This window comes from Mucilaginibacter sp. L196 (genome assembly GCF_009765905.1).
In the GTDB taxonomy this organism is placed as follows: Bacteria; Bacteroidota; Bacteroidia; order Sphingobacteriales; family Sphingobacteriaceae; genus Mucilaginibacter.
Genome location: NZ_LMUO01000011.1, coordinates 137,386 through 157,012 on the forward strand (window position 1 = coordinate 137,386; position 19,627 = coordinate 157,012).

Genomic DNA, 19,627 nt, shown 5'->3' on the forward strand with positions numbered 1-19,627 from the left:
TACATAATTTAACCTCAGGCTATTAACTAATACACAGTTAAACTTATGAGTGATTTGCAAATCAAAAAAACATCAACATTATATGATGCGGTTATTGTAGGCTCGGGCGCAGGCGGCGGTATGGCTGCTTACGTGCTGGCCCATGCCGGTTTAAAGGTTTTAATGCTGGAAGCAGGTCCGTTTTTCGATCCTGCAAAAAACTCAGCGCAGCTAAAATTTCCATGGGAGTCACCACGCCGTGGTGCAAGCACTAATACCCGCAATTTCGGCGATTTTGATGCTGCCTTCGGCGGATGGAGCTTAGAAGGCGAGCCTTATACCACTAAGAATGGTACCGATTTTCAATGGTTCCGTTCGCGGATGCTAGGGGGGCGTACCAATCACTGGGGGCGTATATCCCTGCGTATGGGGCCGTATGATTTTCAGCCTAAAGATGGAGAAACAACAGCCTGGCCTATCACCTACGACGATGTAAAGCCGTTTTACGATAAGATAGACCGGCTGCTGGGTATCTTCGGCACCGTTGAAGGTTTGGAAAATGAACCCGATGGTATTTTCCTGCCACCACCACCTCCACGCTTAAATGAGCTCTACATTAAAAAAGGAGCAAAAAAGGCAGGTGTTACTACAATCGCCAGTCGTGGTTCTATATTAACTCAGGCACTACCAAATAATAAAGATCGTGGCGCATGTTTTTACTGCGGGCAATGCAATCGCAGCTGCAAAGTATACGGCGATTTCTCGTCATCATCCTGCCTGGTTATTCCGGCTATAAAAACAGGAAACTTAACCGTTATTGCCAACGCTATGGCGCGCGAGGTTTTAACTGATGATAAAGGCCTAGCCACCGGTATCTCCTATATCAACAAGGATGATATGCAGGAATACCAGGTTAAAGGTAAAATTGTAATACTAGGTGCCAGTGCTTGCGAATCGGCACGCTTGCTGCTTAATTCCAAATCATCGGCACATCCCGGCGGTTTGGCAAATAGTAGTGGCGTGGTGGGTAAATATTTGCATGATTCCACCGGGTCGGGTGCCAGCGGTTGGTTGCCCCAACTAATGGATCGCAAACGCTACAATGAAGACGGAGTAGGTGCTATTCATATTTATTCGCCGTGGTGGCTGGGTAATAAAAAGCTCGACTTTCCGCGCGGTTATCATATTGAATATGGCGGTGGTTTACGCATGCCCGGTTACGGTTCTTTCGATGGAATCGAAGCTAAAAATGGCTTAGTCCCGGGCCGTGATGGCAAAATGAAAGAAGCAGGTGGTTTTGGTGCAGACCTGAAAAATGACTACCGTCGTTTTTATGGTGCGAGTGTCGGCATGGCTGGTCGCGGTACTGCCATAGCCCGTGAGGATAACTATTGTGAGATAGACCCGGAAGTGGTTGATAAATATGGTATCCCGGTACTACGTTTCCATTACAAATGGGCAGCAGAGGAAATCAAGCAAGCTAAACACATGCAAGATACCTTTCAGGAGATTATGCACCAGATGGGAGCGATAGCCGACCCACCTGAAGGCCCCGAAACCATGTACGGCCTTAAAGCGCCGGGTGTTATCATCCACGAAGTAGGCACCGTGCGTATGGGCGATGATCCTAAAAAATCAGCCCTGAATAAATACAACCAGGCGCATGATTGTAATAATTTATTTGTGGTTGATGCCGCGCCATTTGTACAGCAGGGCGATAAAAACGCTACCTGGACTATCCTCGCCCTATCCATGCGTACAGCGGAATATATATTGGCTCAACGAAAAAAACTGAACGTTTAATAACTCATATATTAAAATTATGAACAGACGTGAATCCCTCAGAACACTTGCCATAGGCGCGGCAGCAACCGGCTTATTGCTTGATGCTTCCTGCAAACCGGGTACTCAAAAAGTAGCAGAAGTAATTCCACCAAAAGAGGCTGCTCCAGACCCAAGTCGCCTGCCGAATGAGATTGCCCGTGATAAAAAGTTAAGCGAAGAAAAGTTTTTCACCGACCACGAAATGGCTACCATTACTGTTTTGGTTGATATTATTATCCCCAAGGATGAAAAATCAGGGAGTGCATCAGATGCCAAAGTGCCCGAGTTTATAGCATTTATTGTAAACGACATGCCCGAGCACCAAACCCCGCTACGCGGCGGCCTGCGCTGGCTGGATGTGCAATGCCTGAATCGCTACAATACCACTTTTAGAGACGCAAGCGCCCAACAGCAAATTGATATGGTGAAAATGATAGCCTACCCCAAAAAAGCCAAACCCGAAATGGCCCAAGGTGTAGCCTTCTTCAGCCGCATGCGAGATTTAACTGCCACGGGCTTCTTCACCTCCGAAATGGGTGTGAAAGACATTGGCTACGTGGGCAACTCACCCACCATTTGGACAGGTGTGCCTGCGGATGTTTTAAAATCTCATGGGTTTGATACGGTTTGGGGCTAATAGATGTCGCTATAATCTAACTGTCATTCTGAGCGAAGCGAAGAATCTTCTTCGATCTGCAAAGTGGGCTATGCAATGACATAGAAGATTCTTCGCTTCGCTCAGAATGACAAAGTAGTATTGCTTTTGGTCGACATTTTACCGCACCGGGGAATTTTGCCAAGTTTGTCTGAATTATTATATTTAGTTTATGGAACAACCTAAACTATTGTCAATAATCGCATATTCAATTCTACTATTTTTAAATAACCTTGTCGCAATTTCTTCACTTTGGATGCCTTTCTCTGAAACAGATTGTTGGGGGTGTAATATCAAGACCGATTTTTTCTTTCGGCTTGCAGCATATTGTTTAATTATAGCGTTGTTTTTTTCTACGATTTCTTTAGGTATAACATATCTTTTCAACTTATATCTAACCTCGCCTTTTAAAAATCTTTTGCGCTTCTTTATATGGCAATTTTTAATTTTGTTTATTATTTCTACTTTAATAACCGCCGCTATTCTTTTTTTTATATCAATAATGTAATACAATGATATTAGCCTGCGGTCGGTGTTTTCACCGCACCTCCTCCCAATGTTTTCCCCCATCAAAATCTCCCATAAAATCCCCACCTTTGTATCAGCATGTCGAAAGGTAAACTACTGGTTATTGATGATGAAGAGCGTTTGCGCAAATTGCTCACCCGTATTTTACAGTTAGAGGGTTTTGAGGTGATTGAGGCAGCCACCGCAAAAGATGGCCTGCGCAAGCTGGAGCATGAGGTAGTTGATGTGATCATCAGCGATGTAAAGCTGCCCGATATTAATGGCATCGAACTTACCAAAACTATAAAAGCTGCCTATCCGGCTATCGAAATTATTGTGCTTACCGCTTATGGTACCATAGGTGATGGCGTAACCGCCATCAAAAACGGCGCGTTCGACTATATCACCAAAGGTGATGATAACGAAAAAATAATCCCGCTGGTTAACAAGGCAATGGATAAGGCCGTTCTGCAACGCCGTGTGTCTGAGCTGGAAACCAAGCTAAGTTCACGCTTTGGGTTCGACCGTATTGTAGGCACATCGCCGGCCATCGCCACAGCCATAAATCTTGCCCGCCGTGTTGCAGGGACTGATACCACCGTACTTATTTTAGGCGAAACCGGTACAGGCAAGGAAGTTTTTGCCGAGGCGATACACCAGGCAAGTCCGCGTAGTACAAAGCCATTTGTAGCTATCAATTGCAGCGCTTTTGGTAAAGAATTATTGGAGAGCGAATTATTCGGCCATAAAGCTGGGTCATTTACCGGCGCTATTAAAGATAAGAAGGGTTTGTTTGAAGAAGCCAACGGCGGTACCATTTTTCTGGACGAGATTGGCGAAATGGATCACGAATTGCAAGCCAAATTATTACGTGTATTGGAATCTCAGCAATTCATCAAAATTGGCGATACTAAAATTACCAAAGTAAGCGTACGTATACTGGCCGCTACTAATCGTAATCTGCAGGATGAAGTGGCACGAGATCAGTTTCGCTCTGATCTTTTTTATCGTTTATCAGTATTCCAAATCACGCTGCCATCCTTACGCGATCGCAGGAAAGACATACCTGTACTGGCTAAAATGTTCATTCATCAATACGCCTCAAAAGTAAATACCCAAATAACAGGGGCTACAACAGAATTTTACAATAAGCTGGAAGCATATAACTGGCCAGGCAATGTGCGTGAGCTAAAAAATATCATCGAGCGGGCTGTTATCATGTGTGATGGAACAGAGTTGGATACTTCTGTATTACCCTATGAATTTGATTCATCACCCATCACATCAAACACCTCAACCTTCGATTTGGCCGCTATAGAACAGCAACATATCCAACGTGTACTAAAACATACCCAGGGCAACCGTGCCGAAACTGCCCGTTTGCTAAATATCGGTATCGCTACTTTATATAGAAAGTTAAAAGAGTACGGATTGGAGTAATTAGCCCCCTCTAAATCTCCCCCGGTAGGGGAGACTTTTTTATTCTTTTTCTTTTTTAAGCCCTCCCTTCCGGGGAGGGTTGGGTGGGGCTAACCAAACCCTCCGCCAAATAAGGCGCCAAATACATAATTCTCGATGCGTTTTCCAGGTGCCAAAAGTGTATGCGTTCATTTTTATTACCGCCAAGTAATGGGCCAATTACATATAAATTAGGCGCAGCCTCAAAATACTCGTTCACCCAAAAGCCTTTACCCGATAGGTTTACCGCGGCAATGCCACTATGCACCAAATTGTAAATTAGTTTGCTTGATGATTGGCTCAAGTGATCAGACCCCGTGCAGTTAACAACCACTTTAAACCTTTCGGGATAGGTCAGCTTTTGCGGAGGATCAGTAGTGGTATAATGTAACTCACCGCCGTTATCAGTACACTCAATTTTATCAAATGAGCCTTTTAGTAAAACCAACTTTTCCAGTTCGTGCAGCAAGCCACTGCCTGTTTTATAATCAGCCCCCGATCTGCGGAAAAGATTGCTTAACTGCATGCCGTAAATACCAATGAATGCTTTCTTCGCATCCTCATCCAGCGGTTGCAACAACTCGAAAGTAAAACCTATTATTTTATCGATATGAGGGACAATAACACCATCCTTTACGGCAATACTAATATCTTTTTTGGCGGCATTAACCAACGTTTCAATGGTATAATTACCTTCTTTTTTAAGTTGATCTAAATTTTCAGTCAGATGCTCATTTGTTGAATCATTAATAATATGATAAGGCAGCAATCCACTTTTTGATATTACTACCAATTTATTTATTAGCTCGGTTACTTCCGGTAATCCTGCAAGCAAATACAAAAACTCAATACTGCTGGCATTTGAGCCAATGACAAGCACATTTCTTTCATCATCGCTTTTTGTATACGAAAGCGCTGTTGCCAATTTTTGGATATTTTCCTCAGCACCGGGATCATAAAGATCATTAATTACGATAACAGCATCGGTATCTACTGGCAAATCAATATTCCTTACCGGAGCCGAGCCTGTTGCTATTACAACCTTAGCGGCTGAGAGCGAAAGACTGGTTTTATCAGGCAATTCATAGCTAATCGTATATCCATTATTTTTAGGCTGAATATTTGTAACCTCGGCATTAATTAATATGAGCTCAGCAAGTTTCCTTTCTTCAACAATTCGCAGCATTGCATTTAGCTTCTGTTGCTGGTATTCGCCGCAAATATATCGCGGCAGGTAAACGTTTTTCCAATCCGCTGCTTTAATAGCTTCGGCGTTCCTTTGCAACCATTGCCCGGCGGTTGCGCCGCCATTTTGCTGGTACCAGTTTAGTAGTTCAATTTTATTTTGGTTGAACCAGTCTAAAAAGAGGTTTCGTTCATGCTTGTTGGTGAAAAAATCGTAGATAGAAGTAATGGTAAGCGCGTTTATTGAAGAGCGGCTGCCATAAGGCACACCCAACCAAAACTCCCGGTTCTTTTCAATAACGGTGATGAAAAATTTATGGTCGGCAGGTTTGTCTATCAACCTGTTAAAAACCTCAATAAGTGTTGACGTACATGCTATGCCGCTACCAATAATAACCAGATCAGCAGGCTTCATTAATTAAATTTATTTAAGGCCTCAATTACCTGCATAACCTCATCCTCGGTATGAGAAAAAGAGCAGGGGATACTTAGCGTGGTGTCATGTATTTCATCGGCAATAGGGTAAGCGCTTTTTATTCCTTTAACACCATCTAGCGCTTTTTGCTTGTGCGGCGGCACGGGATAATGTATCACTGTACCAATACCATTATCGGTAAGGTATTGCTGCAACTCATCACGCTTTTTGTGCCTGATATTAAAAATATGGAACACATCGTAAAAGTCCGCATTCTGTACAGGTAAAATAAAATCAGCTTTTAAATTATCAAAATACAATTGTGCCAGTTTGTTGCGGTGCGCGTTCATTTCTTTTAGGTACTTCAATTTAATGCTCAGAAAAGCAGCCTGCATTTCATCAAGGCGATTGTTGTAGCCAATTATATCATTATAGTATTTACGTTCCGACCCATAATTGCGCAGCTGGGCCAGCGTTTTTTTATGCGATTCATTATTGCAAATAATAGCTCCCGCATCACCCAAGGCACCTAAATTTTTTGTAGGATAAAAGCTAAAAGCACCAAACTCGCCAAAAGTGCCCGAAAGTTGACCCTTAAAAGTTGCGCCATGCGATTGCGCGCAATCCTCCACCAAAATAAGATTATGCCTGGTTTTAATGGCTGTTATTTTATCCATCTGACAGCACTTACCATATAAATGTACCACCATAATGGCTTTAGTTTTTTGTGTTATCGCCTCCTCTATTTTGTTTGGGTCGATGTTGTAAGTGGCAATATCAGGCTCAACCAAAACGGGTATCAATTGGCAGGCCAGTATGGCTAAAATACTGGCTATATAAGTATTTGAGGGCACAATAACCTCGCTCCCTTCGGGGAAATTACAGGCTTTTAATGACAGGATTAATGCATCTAATCCGTTGGATATACCAATGCAGTAATTTACGTTGTGCCATTTAGCATAGGCTTTCTCAAATACCTCCAGCTCAGGGCCTAAAATGTAATGCCCGTTGTTAATTACTGAATCAAACTTTTCCCTGAACTTATCTTCGAAAGGGGTATTTAGCCGTTTCAGATTTTCGTAGGGGATCATCTTAGCTAATACTTAAAGGTTCGTAAGCGTAATCTTTAGGGTCATAATTTGTTGATGCTATGCCCATTAATACTGCGTCGGGGCTAAGGTCATACATCACATGCCAGTCGCCAATTTCCATTATCAGGATTTTTGAAGGATCAGATAAATAATATTCTTTCTTTTCCCTGCCATTATCAATCAAAACAGTAAAAGTACCGTTCATGCAAATTAAGCCTTCAACGGTTTCAAAATGGCGATGCCCACCCCGGTTAAGTGATTCGTTGACGTTATATATGTAATAGATCCTTTTGATGTCAAAAGGAAGGGCGCGGTCAATAGAATTTAAAGAGCCACGTTCATCAGTATAAGTTTTTAATTCAATAAAGTATGCCATCTGTCACTACGCTGTTGTGTTTATCCAGTAGATCCAATATGTTTCCGTCAACATCCATATTGAATTTACGGCCAATTATATTATCTGTCGTTATTATCTTTTCGTAATCCTCGGTAAGTAATAATTTAGGATGGCTACCGCCTGCAGTCCAATCAATATACCTGAAATTATTATTCAATACACTGTCCTTATACGGCGAGTTCATGATAACAGTTTGGAATACAAACTCATCACTCCCCCATGTGTATCTCAAAAAACGGACTAATTTATGATCGTTTTCAATCTTATCCATTACGTAATAGGCGCAATCGGGGCTCAATGTCCAAAACGTTGAGCTGGTACCATGAAAGCGCATGGTGGTAGGCACTTTTCGTTGCCTAACTATTGCGTTAATTAACCGTTGTACCAAATACCTGCCTTTAAATACCCTATCGGTAAAATGGTATTTGTATATGCGTGCAAAGGCTTCATCCCATTCGGTTTCAAAATCCCAATGCTTTATTAATTGGCTGCCTACCTGCGTCTTTAAAAAATTACTGATATAATCTGCTGATTTTAACGGATAATCCTGCCCGCTTAGTAGATTGATAAAAGCATATTCTTTGCCCGATGCCCTTATTTCTTTTAGCCCGTTAAAGCTGGCCTCAACAACTGTAAAACCAGCCCATTTAATGTTGATACGATCTTTTATGAAAAACACGTTGGGCATATCAAACAGCTCACGGTGAGTTTCTATATCTACTTTTTTATCAAGATGGATGTAAAAGTCAAAGTCGCCATTATCAAGCTTTTGTATCAGCCTTAGCGTTTGTTTTGCCGAAGTATAAGTAACAATTAAACAAGCAAAACGCATTATGATTATTAGGATTTAAGATTTTCTGGTTTACTAATATAATCCAATATAAGGGCAATTGAAACATTTAATAGGTTTTTTTGATCGATTTATATGTTTCGATTAAAATCGACAAATCAAAGTTTCGTTTAATGAAAACTTTAACTAAAAATATCGGAAATGCTTACAGATCAAGCGTAAGTTCGCAGGTATAGGTCTCTTTCCCATCAATAATATCAAGCTTGTATCTGCCGGGGTATAATAAATCAAGCCGCCTTTTAACATTTATAAGGCCTATCCCACCTAAATTATCTTTGTTGTTGTTATGTTTCCTGTTCTGAATAAAAAAGTAGAGGTGGCTTTCATCAACTTCTATCAACAACCTGATGGCGGATCCCGGGTCATTTGCCACGCCATGTTTAAAAGCATTTTCAATAAAAGCGATCAATAATAAAGGCACTATTTGCTGGCCGTCTACCTTTCCGTTTATTTTAAAATCGATATAAGCCTTTTTACCAAAACGTATCTTTTGTAGCTCGATGTAATTTTGCAAATACTGCAGCTCCTTCTCCAGCGATACCTCGTTATCATTGCATTCATAAAGCATGTAGCGCATAATTTCCGATAACTTTAAAATTGCATCGGGGGTAGTCTCCGATCGCTGGTAAGCCAATGAGTAGATACTATTTAGGGAGTTGAATAAGAAGTGCGGGTTTATTTGCGATTTTAAAAAGGAGAGCTCCGCGCTTAGGCGTTGGTTTTCCAGGTCGCGTTGTATGCGTTCATTCAAAAACCAATCGGTAGTAAACTTAAGTACGGTACTTAAAAAAACGAATGTCAAGCTGGTAAATATAGTACCTGTAAAGTACTGCCAAAAGCTAAGCGTTTGTTTCATATGTATAAGCACATATGGCTTAAATATTGAGCCAATGCCATACTTAGCCAAACCGAAAATCACAATGGTTATAGCTATGATAATCCCATAGGAGGCATATTTTTTTTTATCAAGGAAATTAGGGATGTAAACCAGGTAATTAAGATAAAACAAGCTTATATTGATAGCAGGATATAAAAGAAACACAATTGCCAGCCCCAGGTAATCCAAATGGGTATCGTCCTGCGCCAGGAACAAAAACAACGAAATTATGCTTAGCCAAAAAAATACATGCCAAAATATTTGCCAGCTTCTTTTCATAACCAAATGTAATATTTTGGCGGTGTTTATAGCTACAATTTATATATAGATATGCGTTTTACCGATGAACCGGCATTTTTAGCCTATCAACTGGTTTATCGGTGTAAATGAGCGTTCGTCTATGATAAGTGGTGCTTGGTATAAATCTTTATATATGATAAAATAAAAATTAAACCTTTGTTCAACAAATCACTCACAATGAAAAAATTAATTAACAATTCAAATCCATTCATCTTATTACTGGTGCCGGTGCTGTTTGCGCTTGTTATGGGGGTAAGTTATCAGTTCCAGCAAAAAAGGAGCGAAATAGCGGGTACAACCAAACACGCTACGTCACTTTTCTTTAAAGGAGTAAGCCTGGTAAAAATGGTTTGCTCTGTTAGTAAAGAAAACGTGTGGTAATAAGCACCGATGGGTTAACCTTTGATTTTGGCAACCAAACCGTTGTTAAATCATTATCGCTCCAGGTACCTGAGGGAAGCATCTACGGTTTTTTAGGCCCCAATGGTGCCGGTAAAACCACTACTATAAAATTACTGCTCAATTTACTGCAAACCCAGCAGGGCAGTATCCATATTTTCGGCAAGGAGCTTAAAAGCAACCGCTTGGAAATATTGGCACAAATAGGCTCGCTTATTGAGCAACCCGCCATCTACCTACATCTAAGCGGAAAAGAAAATCTGCTCAACCGCGCACTACTTCTGCAAATCGGCGAAGCCCGGGTTAACGAAGTTTTAAAAATTGTTCACCTAACCGATGCCGCGCATAAAAAAGCCGGACAGTATTCCTTAGGAATGAAACAACGCCTGGGCATTGCATTGGCTTTACTATCCGATCCTAAATTACTAATACTGGATGAGCCCACTAACGGCCTTGACCCTAACGGGATTATTGAAGTACGTGAGCTATTGATAAAATTGGTGAGTGAGCACAAAAAAACAGTTTTTATATCAAGCCATTTATTAGCCGAGATTGAACGGATGGCTACACATGTAGGCATTATCAACCATGGCGAATTATTATTCCAGGGCAGTATACATGACCTTGAAGCGATGAGCAAACCTGCCATACAAATTGAAACCGATAACACCATTGATGCCGCAAACTATTTAACCCGTAATAATTATACCGTTACCGAAGTTACCGACACCCACATATTTGTACCCTACACTACCAAACAACAAATGGGCAACATCAATAAGCTGCTTAATGATATGGGCTATAACGTATATAGCATCATTAAGCAGCACAAGGATCTGGAAAAACTATTTTTAGACATCACCCAAAACGCATAAAACTATGAAAGGATTTATACTATCATTCCGCTCGGAGTTTTATAAGAGCCGTAAAACAGCCGGTTTCTGGAGTGCCGTTATATTGCCGTTGCTGCTTTGCCTACTAATATTCGCCGGGTTTTACAGCCGAAGCGATAAAATGGTTATGGAACCCGGCATGATGCTTTGGGTTCAGTTTTCAGGTGCTATTTTAGGGGTGATGGGGTCGCTGTTATTGCCCATGCTTATTGTTTTTATTGGTTATTCGGTAAATAGCATCGAACATAAAGCCGATACCTGGAAAACGTTGTTCTCATTGCCAATATCCAAATTCGCGGTTTATAGCGCTAAGTATTTTTACGCCCTGTTCCTTGTATTTTTATGCCTTACCTTATTTGTACTTTTTACAGTTAGTTTCGGTAATTTATTAGGTATGATAAAGCCTGAGTTGAAATTTCACGACTATGACATGTCGGGCGTTTTATCGCAGTTATATTTTAAACTGTTCCTTTCATCATTAGGCATATTATCTATACAGTTTTTATTGAGCCTGTTATTTCGGGATTTTTTAAAGCCGATGGGGATTGGTTTTGTGGCTACCATAACCGGTGTTATATTGGTTATAAATCAGTGGAAATATGATTACCTGTTCCCATATTCGCATCCAATGCTGGCACTAAGCGCATTGCCACAGCATCACAGCCATGCCGCAGGTAGCAACCCAATCAGCGTTGATCTATTCACCCAGGAAATTTATGTAAGCCTGATTATAGCTGCGGTAGTATTTATAGCTGGATATTTTATTGTGCTGAAGAAAAGTGTGAAATAAATATTGAAATACAGAATTGTCATTGCTTTTAAATTGTCATTCTGAGCGGAGCGAAGAATCTTCTTCGATTTGCAAAGCGAACCATGCACGGTGCAGAAGATTCTTCGCTCCGCTCAGAATGACAAGAAGATTATGGTAATCGTACAGAAAGTTCGCGATTGCTTCGTTCCTCGCAATGACAATCCATTACTTATTTCACCTCGTAAGGCTTGGCAGGGGCCTGCCCTAAAGCAGCACGGATGTTGTTCTCAGCAGTTAATACCAATTCTTCAGCAGGCGTTTTGCCCGGCTCAATAGGTGTTAAAACTTCAACCTGCATTTGGGTAAAAGCGTTAACCGGGTAATAACCATATTTTATAACGGCCCACGAGTTTTTAATCACAATTGGGACTAATAGAGCTTCGGGGCACTTTTTCAAAAGAGTAGCAATACCGGCAGCACGAAATGGCTTTACTTTACCATTTTTAGATCTTGTACCTTCAGGGAATATCACTGCCGACCATTTGTGCTCTTTCATCCGTTGCCCCAGTTTCACAATCTCCATAATGGATTGGCGCTGATCTTTACGGTCGATATTTGCCGCGCCGCCATATTTTAGGTTGAAGGAGATGGATGGTATACCACGGGTCAATTCAATTTTCGAGATAAATTTTGCATGATATTTACGCAGATACCAAATCAGTGGCGGAATATCAAACATACTTTGATGATTGGATATAAAGATAATCGGGCGCCCTTCCGGTAAATGTTGATTATTAGTAAATTTTGTAGTATTGCCTGATAAGTACAGGCTGCGCATCAAACACAGGTTTAAAACATCGACTACTTTTTTATGTGCCGAGTAGCCACCCAACTTATAAGCTAACCACTGTAAAGGATGAAAAATGCAGAGTGTCAGAAAGAAAACTACTGCAACAATGGGGGTTAAAATATAGCCGAAAACCTTTTTCATGAGTGTTTGATACCGCTAAATTATAAATTTTCGACGAAGAAATCTAAAGCTCTGATTTTCACAACTTCCCTTCCAGTATCATCAATTTAACCTTCAATATGGTGGCGACAGCGACAGAGTCGGTTATTTCGCCATTGCAAACCATTTGGTAAACAGTTTCAAAAGGTACTTTATTAACGATTAGCTGTTCGGTATCTTCAGGTTCGGCTTCGAATTGTTTTAAGTCGCGGGCTAAATAAATAATACATAGCTCATCACTAACCGAGTTTGACAAATGCATGCGTTGTATTTCAGTCCAGTTATCAGCCTTCAGGCCTGTTTCTTCCAGCAACTCCCGTTTAGCCGAATCAAGGGTGTCAATGCCAATAATACCTCCGCCTTCAGGTATCTCCCAGCTATATTGATCCAGCGCGAAACGGTATTGCCCAACCAGATAAGTGTTCAAATCATCATCCAAAGGGATAATACCTATGGCAATATTTTTAAAATGCACCTTGCCATAAATACCCGGGTTGCCCGATGGATTGATCACCTGGTACTCGGTTAAATTTATCCATGAGTTGTCATAAACAACCTTTTCCGCGGTTACTTTCCAGGGGTTATCTTTAGGATGATGCATGCGGTAAAGGTAAAAATGTTGTTTATCCTTTCAAACCTATTTTGCCTTTATAGTTAAAGTAGCACTTTGCAATCCTTGTGATGTAGCTGTGAAATTAATAACACCCGGTGTTTCTTTACTCTGAACAATTGCTAATGCCAAACCATGGAACGCCTTGCGATAGTTCACTTTAAAAGAATCATGATTAACCGGGTCGCCATTGTCAACACCGGCTATAAAGGCATTGTTATTTAGTTTAAAGTTTACCAAATTATCAGCATCTGGAACTACATTGCCGTCCTTGTCCAATATCTTAACCGTGATGAACGACAAATCTTTGCCATCGGCATTAATCACTTTTCTATCGGCAATCAGCTCAATTTTAGCAGGTGCGCCCGCAGTGTGGATCTCTTGTGTTAAAACAACCTTACCATCCTTACGCGATACCGCTTTTAATGTACCCGGTACATACTTTACACGCCACATTACATGCAGGTCATCACCGGTTTTCTTTTTGATGCCCAGGGATTTTCCGTTTAGGTATAATTCCACTTCGTCAGCATGGTTATAAAATGCCCAAACGTCAACCACTTTACCCGGCTGCCAGTTCCAATGCGGAAAAATGTGCAGCACTGTTTTATTGGTCCATTCACTTTGATACATGTAGTAAATATCTTTAGGGAAACCAGCCAGATCAACAATACCGAAATACGAGCTGCGCGATGGCCAGCTATACGGTGTAGGCTCGCCTAAATAATCAAAGCCGGTCCAGATGTAGAAGCCGGAAAGAAAATTATATTTCTTCATTACTTTCCAGGTAGCTTCATGTGTTGAACCCCATGGCGGTCTAACATTATCATAAGCAGATACGGTATGGTCCGGGTTACCCACAAAGCCTAAATTAGTTGGCCAAATTCTTATGCTGTCAGATGGCATATCATAATACCCGCGGGTTTCTAAGCCCGAAGTAGTTTCCGTAGCAATGAATTTTTTGCCCGGATACCTATCATGAAAAGTCGCGTAATCAAACTGATGATAGTTATAACCAATCAGATCGATAGCACCCGATTTAATGATTTTGTTGGATGTGTCCGGACGGTCATTAGCTGTTGTAATTGGCCTCGTAAGGTCCAAGCTATGAACAATTGCAGCCAGTTCAGGCGCTATGCGTAATGCACTGGTATCGTGTTGCTGCGGAATTTCGTTGCCAATGCTCCATATAAAAACACTTGGGTGGTTACGGTCGCGAAGGATTTGATCTTCCAGGTCTCGTTTATGCCACTCTTTAAAATACAGGTGATAATCATATTTAACCTTCTCCCATTCCCAGCAATCAAATGCTTCGTCCATCACAATAAAGCCCATTTTATCGCATAGATCCAAAAGTTCAGGGGCAGGTGGGTTATGCGATGTGCGGATACCATTACATCCCATCGCTTTTAATATTTGTAATTGACGCTCTAATGCGCGGGTATTTAATGCTGAGCCTAAGCTGCCCAAATCGTGGTGATCGCAAACGCCTAATATTTTTACTTGTTTACCATTTAATAAGAAACCTTTATCTGCATCAAAATTAAAATAGCGGATACCTAATGAGGTGGTATAAGTATCTAAAACACTCCCATTTGATAAAACTTTGCTTACAACCTTATAAAGGTAAGGGCGATCAACCGACCAAAGAATCGGATTTGTTACCTCAATGTTTTGATTGATAACAGCTGCAATATCACCTGCATCTTTTACTTCGGATGTAATGCTTTTAACGGTTTTGCCTGATTCGTCGACTATGCTTGTTTCTAAATCAACTTTGCCCTGTGTTGCTTTTACTAAGCTTGTTTTTATATTGATTTGAGCTGAATGATCACTCACCTGCGGGGTAGTTACATAAGTACCCCAATGGCTTATTGCTGTTTTGTTAGTAGTCACCAACCAAACATTCCTATAAATACCTGAACCCGAATACCACCTTGAATTCGGCTGTACTGAATTATCAACCTTAACAACAATGGTGTTTTTGCCACCAAAATTTAAATAAGGCGTCAATTCATACCTGAACGAGATATAACCATTCGGCCTGAAACCTAATTTGTGCCCGTTTATCCAAACAGTACTTTTTTGGTAAACACCATCAAAGTCAACATAAATCCTTTTGCTTTGGGCCGATACAGGCTCAATAAATGTTTTACGGTACCAGCCTATGCCGCCCGGTAAGGCACCGCCTTCGGGTGTTGCGGGGTTGTCTTTACTAAATTTACCTTCAATACTCCAATCATGCGGTAAATTAAGATTACGCCAGTTAGCATCGTTAAAGGTGGTTAGCTCAGCGCCATTCACATCCCCTAAATGGAAATGCCATCCTTTATCAAAATCAGCAATAGTTCTGCCTTGTGCAAAAACGGTTGATGTAAATAATAATAATGCTATAGCTAGCATCGCTGCTCTTTTTATAAATTGAATAGCTGGCATAATTGGTTTAATTGGAATTAATGTATAAACGACAGTAAATGTAATTAATATATCTTAATCACAAATAAATAAATAAAAATGCCACGGTAACGTTACCGTGGCATTTCATAATATTAAATAAAGGTTAGCTTAAACTGTTGGCGAAGCAGTAAATATGCTTGTATAATACTTGCGGTAAGCATAACCCAAAAATAGGTTGATTAATATCATCGGCGCTGCCATAGTCAAGCCTGCCGGTTCCAAAAACGCATGGAATAAAAAGATATTAAGTGTTATCGGGAAAATGACTAACAAAAACAATGCAGTGTATTTGTTGATTAATAAAAATATGCCGCTTACAATTTCAACCACTTTTAATAGCGGGAAAAAATAGCCTGCACCAAATAGTCCACCTTCAAAACCAGCTGCTGCTTTTGACATTGGAGGGGGTGACATGTGTAAAAAATGTAGGAAAAACTCAAGGCCAAATACTAAATAAACAAGACCCAATAATGATCGGGTAATTAATACTGCAATTTTCATGATTATGGTTTTAATGAATGTTTAAACATTTGAATTTAGTAATAATATTGACATATTCAAATTATGCGTAGCTTTAGTAAAAGCTGCTACCTTTGTTGTAATGGTATTTAGGAACATTACACTGTGTTACTTAATCTGCGTATTCTTAATAGGCAGCTCCATCCTACCATTAGGCGATTTTTCTTTGGCGAATGACCTGCCTAAAATGTATCAATCTTACACAAAACTGGCAAATCCTGAAGAAGTTGGAATTGTTGATTTTGTTGGAGATTATCTGTTTGCCGGTAGAGCTTTATTGGGCCATAACAAAAACGATAAATCCGAAAACTCATCAACATCGGTACAGTTTCAACATGCACCTATAGGCTTTAATTTGGTTTACAGTCGTGCCGAAACGGTTTGTATCCTTATAAAGGATTTCAAAATCACTCACAGCCAATTTAAAAATCCTATTGAAACAACCGGGTATCATCCTGAATTATTTCGACCTCCTTTAGTTTAGTCTTATTTCTGCTTTAATTAATTATTAGCATCCTCTAAAGGGTATGCTGTCATCCGCTTATGGGGCTGTTAACGGCCTAAAGACTAAACAATTCATGAAAAAAATATTAACCATATTGGCAATACTGGCTTGCAATGCTGTATACGCCCAAAATATATTTAAAGCGATAATAAGGGACGATGACACCAAAAAAAACCTACCTGGTGCAACAGCAATAATTACCGCTTTAAACAAAGGTGCTACTGCTGATACTTCCGGAGCGATTATTATCAACAATATTCCCGATGGAAAAATAGAGATCACGTTTAGCTTTGTTGGGTACATCTCACAAGATAAAACAATAAATTTTCCGTTGAAAAATAGTGACCCATTGGAAATTGACCTTGAGCCACTGGCTGGTGAACTGGCAGAAGTTGCTATACAAACCACCCGGACCAATCAAAACCTAAGTGATATACCCACACGTGTTGAAGCGCTACCTCAGGAGGAAATGGACGAGAAAGGCACTATGCGTCCCGGTGATATTAAAATGCTGCTGGGCGAGACAACAGGTATACAGGTACAGCAAACTTCTGCTGTTAGTAATGATGCCAACTTTAGAATAGAAGGGCTCGATAGCAGATATACACAACTGCTGCAAGACGGAATGCCGCTTTATCAGGGCTTTTCAGGTGAGTTAAGCTTGTTGCAAGTATCACCTTTGGATTTAAAACAGGTAGAGTTTATTAAAGGATCTGCATCTACCTTGTATGGAGGCGGAGCCATAGCCGGATTGATCAATTTGATAAGTAAAACACCATTGGATAAGCCCGAATTAACTTTTCTAGTAGACGGTAACTCAGCCAAGGGCGCAGATGCTGATGTTTTTTATTCGCAAAAATGGGCAAATATAGGCACTACTATATTTGGTTCTTACAATTACAATGGGGCATATGCTCCCGGTGGCACAACATTTACTGCCATCCCTAAAACAGATAGGTTTACTTTAAACCCCAAAGTGTTTTTTTATCTGGGTGATAAAGATTCAGGTTGGGTTGGATTAAATGGAACCTACGAAAACCGGTTGGGTGGCGATATACAAGTTGTTGATGGCCACCCCGATGATCTGCACCAATATTTTGAACAAAATAAAACCTACCGATTTTCTACACAGCTGTCATTCACCCATAAAATTGATACCGCAAGTCAAATCAATTTTAAAAATACGGTGGGTTATTTTAATCGCAGCTTAACAGAGCCAGGTTACAGTTTTAACGGAAAGCAAACATCTTCCTACAGCGAAGTAAATTATGTGTACCATAATAAAATATTCAATTGGGTAGTAGGTAGCGATTTACAAACCGATAATTTGAATGTACCCGGATCAATGAGCTATTTGAGTTATAATATCAATACGATCGGGGTATTTGTTCAAAATACATACAAGGCAACCAGATGGTTTTCGTTGGAGACAGGTTTGAGATTAGATTACAATACTCCCGCACCTATCAATAAAACTAATGGTGTTTTTGTATTGCCCAGGGTAAATGGATTATTTAAAATAGATGAACATTTAACCAGCAGAATAGGAGGTGGATTAGGCTATAAAATGCCAACCATATTTAACGATCAAACCGAGGAGCAGGGTTATAAGGGGATTGAGCCCGTAAATGTTTCCAATCTAAAAGCAGAACAATCGTATGGGCTTAACGGCGATATTAATTATCGCAATACTATTGGCGATGGGGTTATTAATGTAAATCAATTGTTTTTTGTCACCAAAGTTAATCAGCCGCTTTTGCTGGAAAATAACATTTATGCCAATGCTCCCGGTAATCTAACCACTTCAGGTGCTGAGACAAACCTTAAGTTTTTGTAGACAACCTTGGCATTTACTTAGGTTATACCTACACTGATACTAAACAGCATTTTAATAACGTCACCACAACGCAGCCCCTCACCCCAAAGAATAGGATAAGCGCGGATGTGACTTATGAAGTTGAGAATAGCTTTAGAGCTGGTGTTGAAGGTTTTTACAATAGCCAACAATTAATGAGCGACGGAACGACAGGCAGAGGATTTTGGACTTTCGGTTTACTGGTCCAAAAGATGTGGGCACATTTTGATATATTCATAAATGCTGAAAATTTGACAGATCAAAGGCAAACAAAGTGGGGAAGCATTTACATTGGTACTATAACTAACCCTGTTTTTAATGATATATACGCCCCACTGGACGGTATTGTGGTTAATGCCGGATTAAGAATTAAGGTAAAATAAACAGTGGCAGCAATTGCCTAATTTATGACCTACGTAAAACATTATCACGTTAAATGATCTTTATAAAATGAGTAAATTTGGTAAAGAATAAGTATTTAACCATGTATATTAAATATGGTTAAGAAATGGAAGGAGTTAAAAATAGCGCCATGTCTTCAAATCTTCAGAAAATAACATTTGGCAATGGATGCTTTTGGTGTACCGAAGCTATATTTCAAACAGTTAGGGGTGTAAAAAAAGTTACTTCAGGGTATATGGGTGGCCAAACCGATCATCCTACCTATAAGCAAATTTGCAGGGGAGATACCGGCCATGCCGAAGTAACCGAAGTAGAGTATGACGGCGATCAAATCACTTTTAACGAATTGTTGCTGATATTTTTCCGTACGCATAATCCAACCACGCTTAACCGCCAGGGGAATGATGTGGGCACGCAATATCGCTCGGCTATATTTTATTATACCGAGGAGCAGAAACAACAGGCAGAAGAAATGATTAAAAAGCTGACCGCCGAAAGTGTTTTTGATGACCCGATAGTTACCGAAATAACCCCTGCCAGCAAATTTTATATAGCCGAAGATTATCATCAGAATTATTTTAATGATAATCCTTCGCAGCCGTACTGTTCTTTTGTGATACAGCCTAAATTAAATAAGTTTGCAAAGGAATTCACCCAAAAAATAAAGCCGGAATTATTGCAATAATCCC

The 19,627-nt window shown here is 40.3% G+C and carries 20 protein-coding genes; 10 read left to right on the top strand and 10 right to left on the bottom strand.

What is annotated here, in order from left to right:
- The first annotated feature begins 45 nt into the window (after positions 1–45).
- On the top strand, positions 46–1,782 hold the full coding sequence (locus tag GSQ74_RS08060; protein WP_158992012.1) for a GMC oxidoreductase: 1,737 nt from the start codon (positions 46–48) through the stop codon (positions 1,780–1,782).
- A 19-nt stretch (positions 1,783–1,801) separates the two neighbouring features.
- Positions 1,802–2,440: a gluconate 2-dehydrogenase subunit 3 family protein gene (locus tag GSQ74_RS08065; protein WP_158992014.1), complete on the top strand. Its 639-nt coding sequence runs from the start codon at positions 1,802–1,804 to the stop codon at positions 2,438–2,440.
- Between the two features lie 183 nt (positions 2,441–2,623).
- Here the strand turns inward: GSQ74_RS08065 and GSQ74_RS08070 are convergent, their stop codons facing one another.
- Positions 2,624–3,028: a hypothetical protein gene (locus GSQ74_RS08070; protein WP_158992015.1), complete on the bottom strand. Its 405-nt coding sequence runs from the start codon at positions 3,026–3,028 to the stop codon at positions 2,624–2,626.
- A 36-nt stretch (positions 3,029–3,064) separates the two neighbouring features.
- Here GSQ74_RS08070 and GSQ74_RS08075 point away from each other — a divergent pair, with 36 nt between their 5' ends.
- Positions 3,065–4,405 carry a sigma-54 dependent transcriptional regulator gene (locus GSQ74_RS08075; protein ID WP_158992017.1) on the top strand — a complete coding sequence of 447 codons (1,341 nt, stop codon included), beginning with the start codon at positions 3,065–3,067 and terminating at the stop codon, positions 4,403–4,405.
- Between the two features lie 55 nt (positions 4,406–4,460).
- Here the strand turns inward: GSQ74_RS08075 and GSQ74_RS08080 are convergent, their stop codons facing one another.
- The 5 genes from GSQ74_RS08080 to GSQ74_RS08100 all read right to left on the bottom strand — a co-directional run bounded on the left by GSQ74_RS08080 (position 4,461) and on the right by GSQ74_RS08100 (position 9,517).
- Complete coding sequence (locus GSQ74_RS08080; protein ID WP_158992019.1) at positions 4,461–6,023, bottom strand: FAD/NAD(P)-binding protein; 1,563 nt, start codon at positions 6,021–6,023, stop codon at positions 4,461–4,463.
- A complete protein-coding gene (locus tag GSQ74_RS08085) occupies positions 6,023–7,114 on the bottom strand; it encodes a DegT/DnrJ/EryC1/StrS aminotransferase family protein (RefSeq protein WP_158992021.1) in 1,092 nt (363 codons plus the stop codon). The genes GSQ74_RS08080 and GSQ74_RS08085 overlap by 1 nt, the downstream gene beginning before the upstream one ends.
- Position 7,115: 1 nt before the next feature.
- Positions 7,116–7,490 carry an FdtA/QdtA family cupin domain-containing protein gene (locus GSQ74_RS08090; RefSeq protein ID WP_158992023.1) on the bottom strand — a complete coding sequence of 125 codons (375 nt, stop codon included), beginning with the start codon at positions 7,488–7,490 and terminating at the stop codon, positions 7,116–7,118.
- Complete coding sequence (locus GSQ74_RS08095) at positions 7,474–8,343, bottom strand: beta-1,6-N-acetylglucosaminyltransferase (protein WP_158992025.1); 870 nt, start codon at positions 8,341–8,343, stop codon at positions 7,474–7,476. Before GSQ74_RS08095 ends, GSQ74_RS08090 begins: the two co-directional genes overlap by 17 nt.
- A gap of 163 nt (positions 8,344–8,506) precedes the next feature.
- Positions 8,507–9,517: a sensor histidine kinase gene (locus tag GSQ74_RS08100; protein WP_158992027.1), complete on the bottom strand. Its 1,011-nt coding sequence runs from the start codon at positions 9,515–9,517 to the stop codon at positions 8,507–8,509.
- 198 nt (positions 9,518–9,715) lie between these two features.
- Here GSQ74_RS08100 and GSQ74_RS08105 point away from each other — a divergent pair, with 198 nt between their 5' ends.
- From GSQ74_RS08105 to GSQ74_RS08115, 3 genes are read left to right on the top strand one after another with little or no spacing between them, the layout of a single operon-like run.
- Positions 9,716–9,919 carry a hypothetical protein gene (locus GSQ74_RS08105; RefSeq protein ID WP_158992029.1) on the top strand — a complete coding sequence of 68 codons (204 nt, stop codon included), beginning with the start codon at positions 9,716–9,718 and terminating at the stop codon, positions 9,917–9,919.
- On the top strand, positions 9,913–10,812 hold the full coding sequence (locus tag GSQ74_RS08110) for an ABC transporter ATP-binding protein (RefSeq protein ID WP_158992031.1): 900 nt from the start codon (positions 9,913–9,915) through the stop codon (positions 10,810–10,812). Before GSQ74_RS08105 ends, GSQ74_RS08110 begins: the two co-directional genes overlap by 7 nt.
- A 4-nt stretch (positions 10,813–10,816) precedes the next feature.
- On the top strand, positions 10,817–11,620 hold the full coding sequence (locus GSQ74_RS08115) for an ABC transporter permease (protein ID WP_158992033.1): 804 nt from the start codon (positions 10,817–10,819) through the stop codon (positions 11,618–11,620).
- A 190-nt stretch (positions 11,621–11,810) separates the two neighbouring features.
- Here the strand turns inward: GSQ74_RS08115 and GSQ74_RS08120 are convergent, their stop codons facing one another.
- The 4 genes from GSQ74_RS08120 to GSQ74_RS08135 form a co-directional block, all read right to left on the bottom strand.
- Positions 11,811–12,572 carry a 1-acyl-sn-glycerol-3-phosphate acyltransferase gene (locus GSQ74_RS08120; RefSeq protein ID WP_158992035.1) on the bottom strand — a complete coding sequence of 254 codons (762 nt, stop codon included), beginning with the start codon at positions 12,570–12,572 and terminating at the stop codon, positions 11,811–11,813.
- Between the two features lie 58 nt (positions 12,573–12,630).
- Positions 12,631–13,191, bottom strand: coding sequence for an NUDIX hydrolase (locus tag GSQ74_RS08125; protein WP_158992037.1), 561 nt, complete (start codon positions 13,189–13,191; stop codon positions 12,631–12,633).
- Positions 13,192–13,227: 36 nt separating this feature from the next.
- Positions 13,228–15,636 carry a beta-galactosidase GalB gene (gene galB / locus GSQ74_RS08130; RefSeq protein ID WP_158992039.1) on the bottom strand — a complete coding sequence of 803 codons (2,409 nt, stop codon included), beginning with the start codon at positions 15,634–15,636 and terminating at the stop codon, positions 13,228–13,230.
- A 129-nt stretch (positions 15,637–15,765) separates the two neighbouring features.
- Positions 15,766–16,158, bottom strand: coding sequence for a DoxX family protein (locus GSQ74_RS08135; protein ID WP_158992041.1), 393 nt, complete (start codon positions 16,156–16,158; stop codon positions 15,766–15,768).
- Positions 16,159–16,363: 205 nt separating this feature from the next.
- On the opposite strand from GSQ74_RS08135, the gene GSQ74_RS08140 reads away from it, so the two are divergent.
- The 4 genes from GSQ74_RS08140 (at position 16,364) to msrA (ending at position 19,623) form a co-directional block, all read left to right on the top strand.
- Positions 16,364–16,660 carry a hypothetical protein gene (locus tag GSQ74_RS08140; protein WP_158992042.1) on the top strand — a complete coding sequence of 99 codons (297 nt, stop codon included), beginning with the start codon at positions 16,364–16,366 and terminating at the stop codon, positions 16,658–16,660.
- A gap of 94 nt (positions 16,661–16,754) precedes the next feature.
- Positions 16,755–18,518 carry a TonB-dependent receptor gene (locus GSQ74_RS08145; protein WP_254060830.1) on the top strand — a complete coding sequence of 588 codons (1,764 nt, stop codon included), beginning with the start codon at positions 16,755–16,757 and terminating at the stop codon, positions 18,516–18,518.
- 107 nt (positions 18,519–18,625) lie between these two features.
- On the top strand, positions 18,626–18,919 hold the full coding sequence (locus GSQ74_RS22740; protein ID WP_371724291.1) for a hypothetical protein: 294 nt from the start codon (positions 18,626–18,628) through the stop codon (positions 18,917–18,919).
- Between the two features lie 125 nt (positions 18,920–19,044).
- Positions 19,045–19,623, top strand: a complete 579-nt coding sequence (gene msrA, locus GSQ74_RS08150; RefSeq protein WP_254060831.1) for a peptide-methionine (S)-S-oxide reductase MsrA — start codon at positions 19,045–19,047, stop codon at positions 19,621–19,623.
- Positions 19,624–19,627 lie beyond the last annotated feature (4 nt).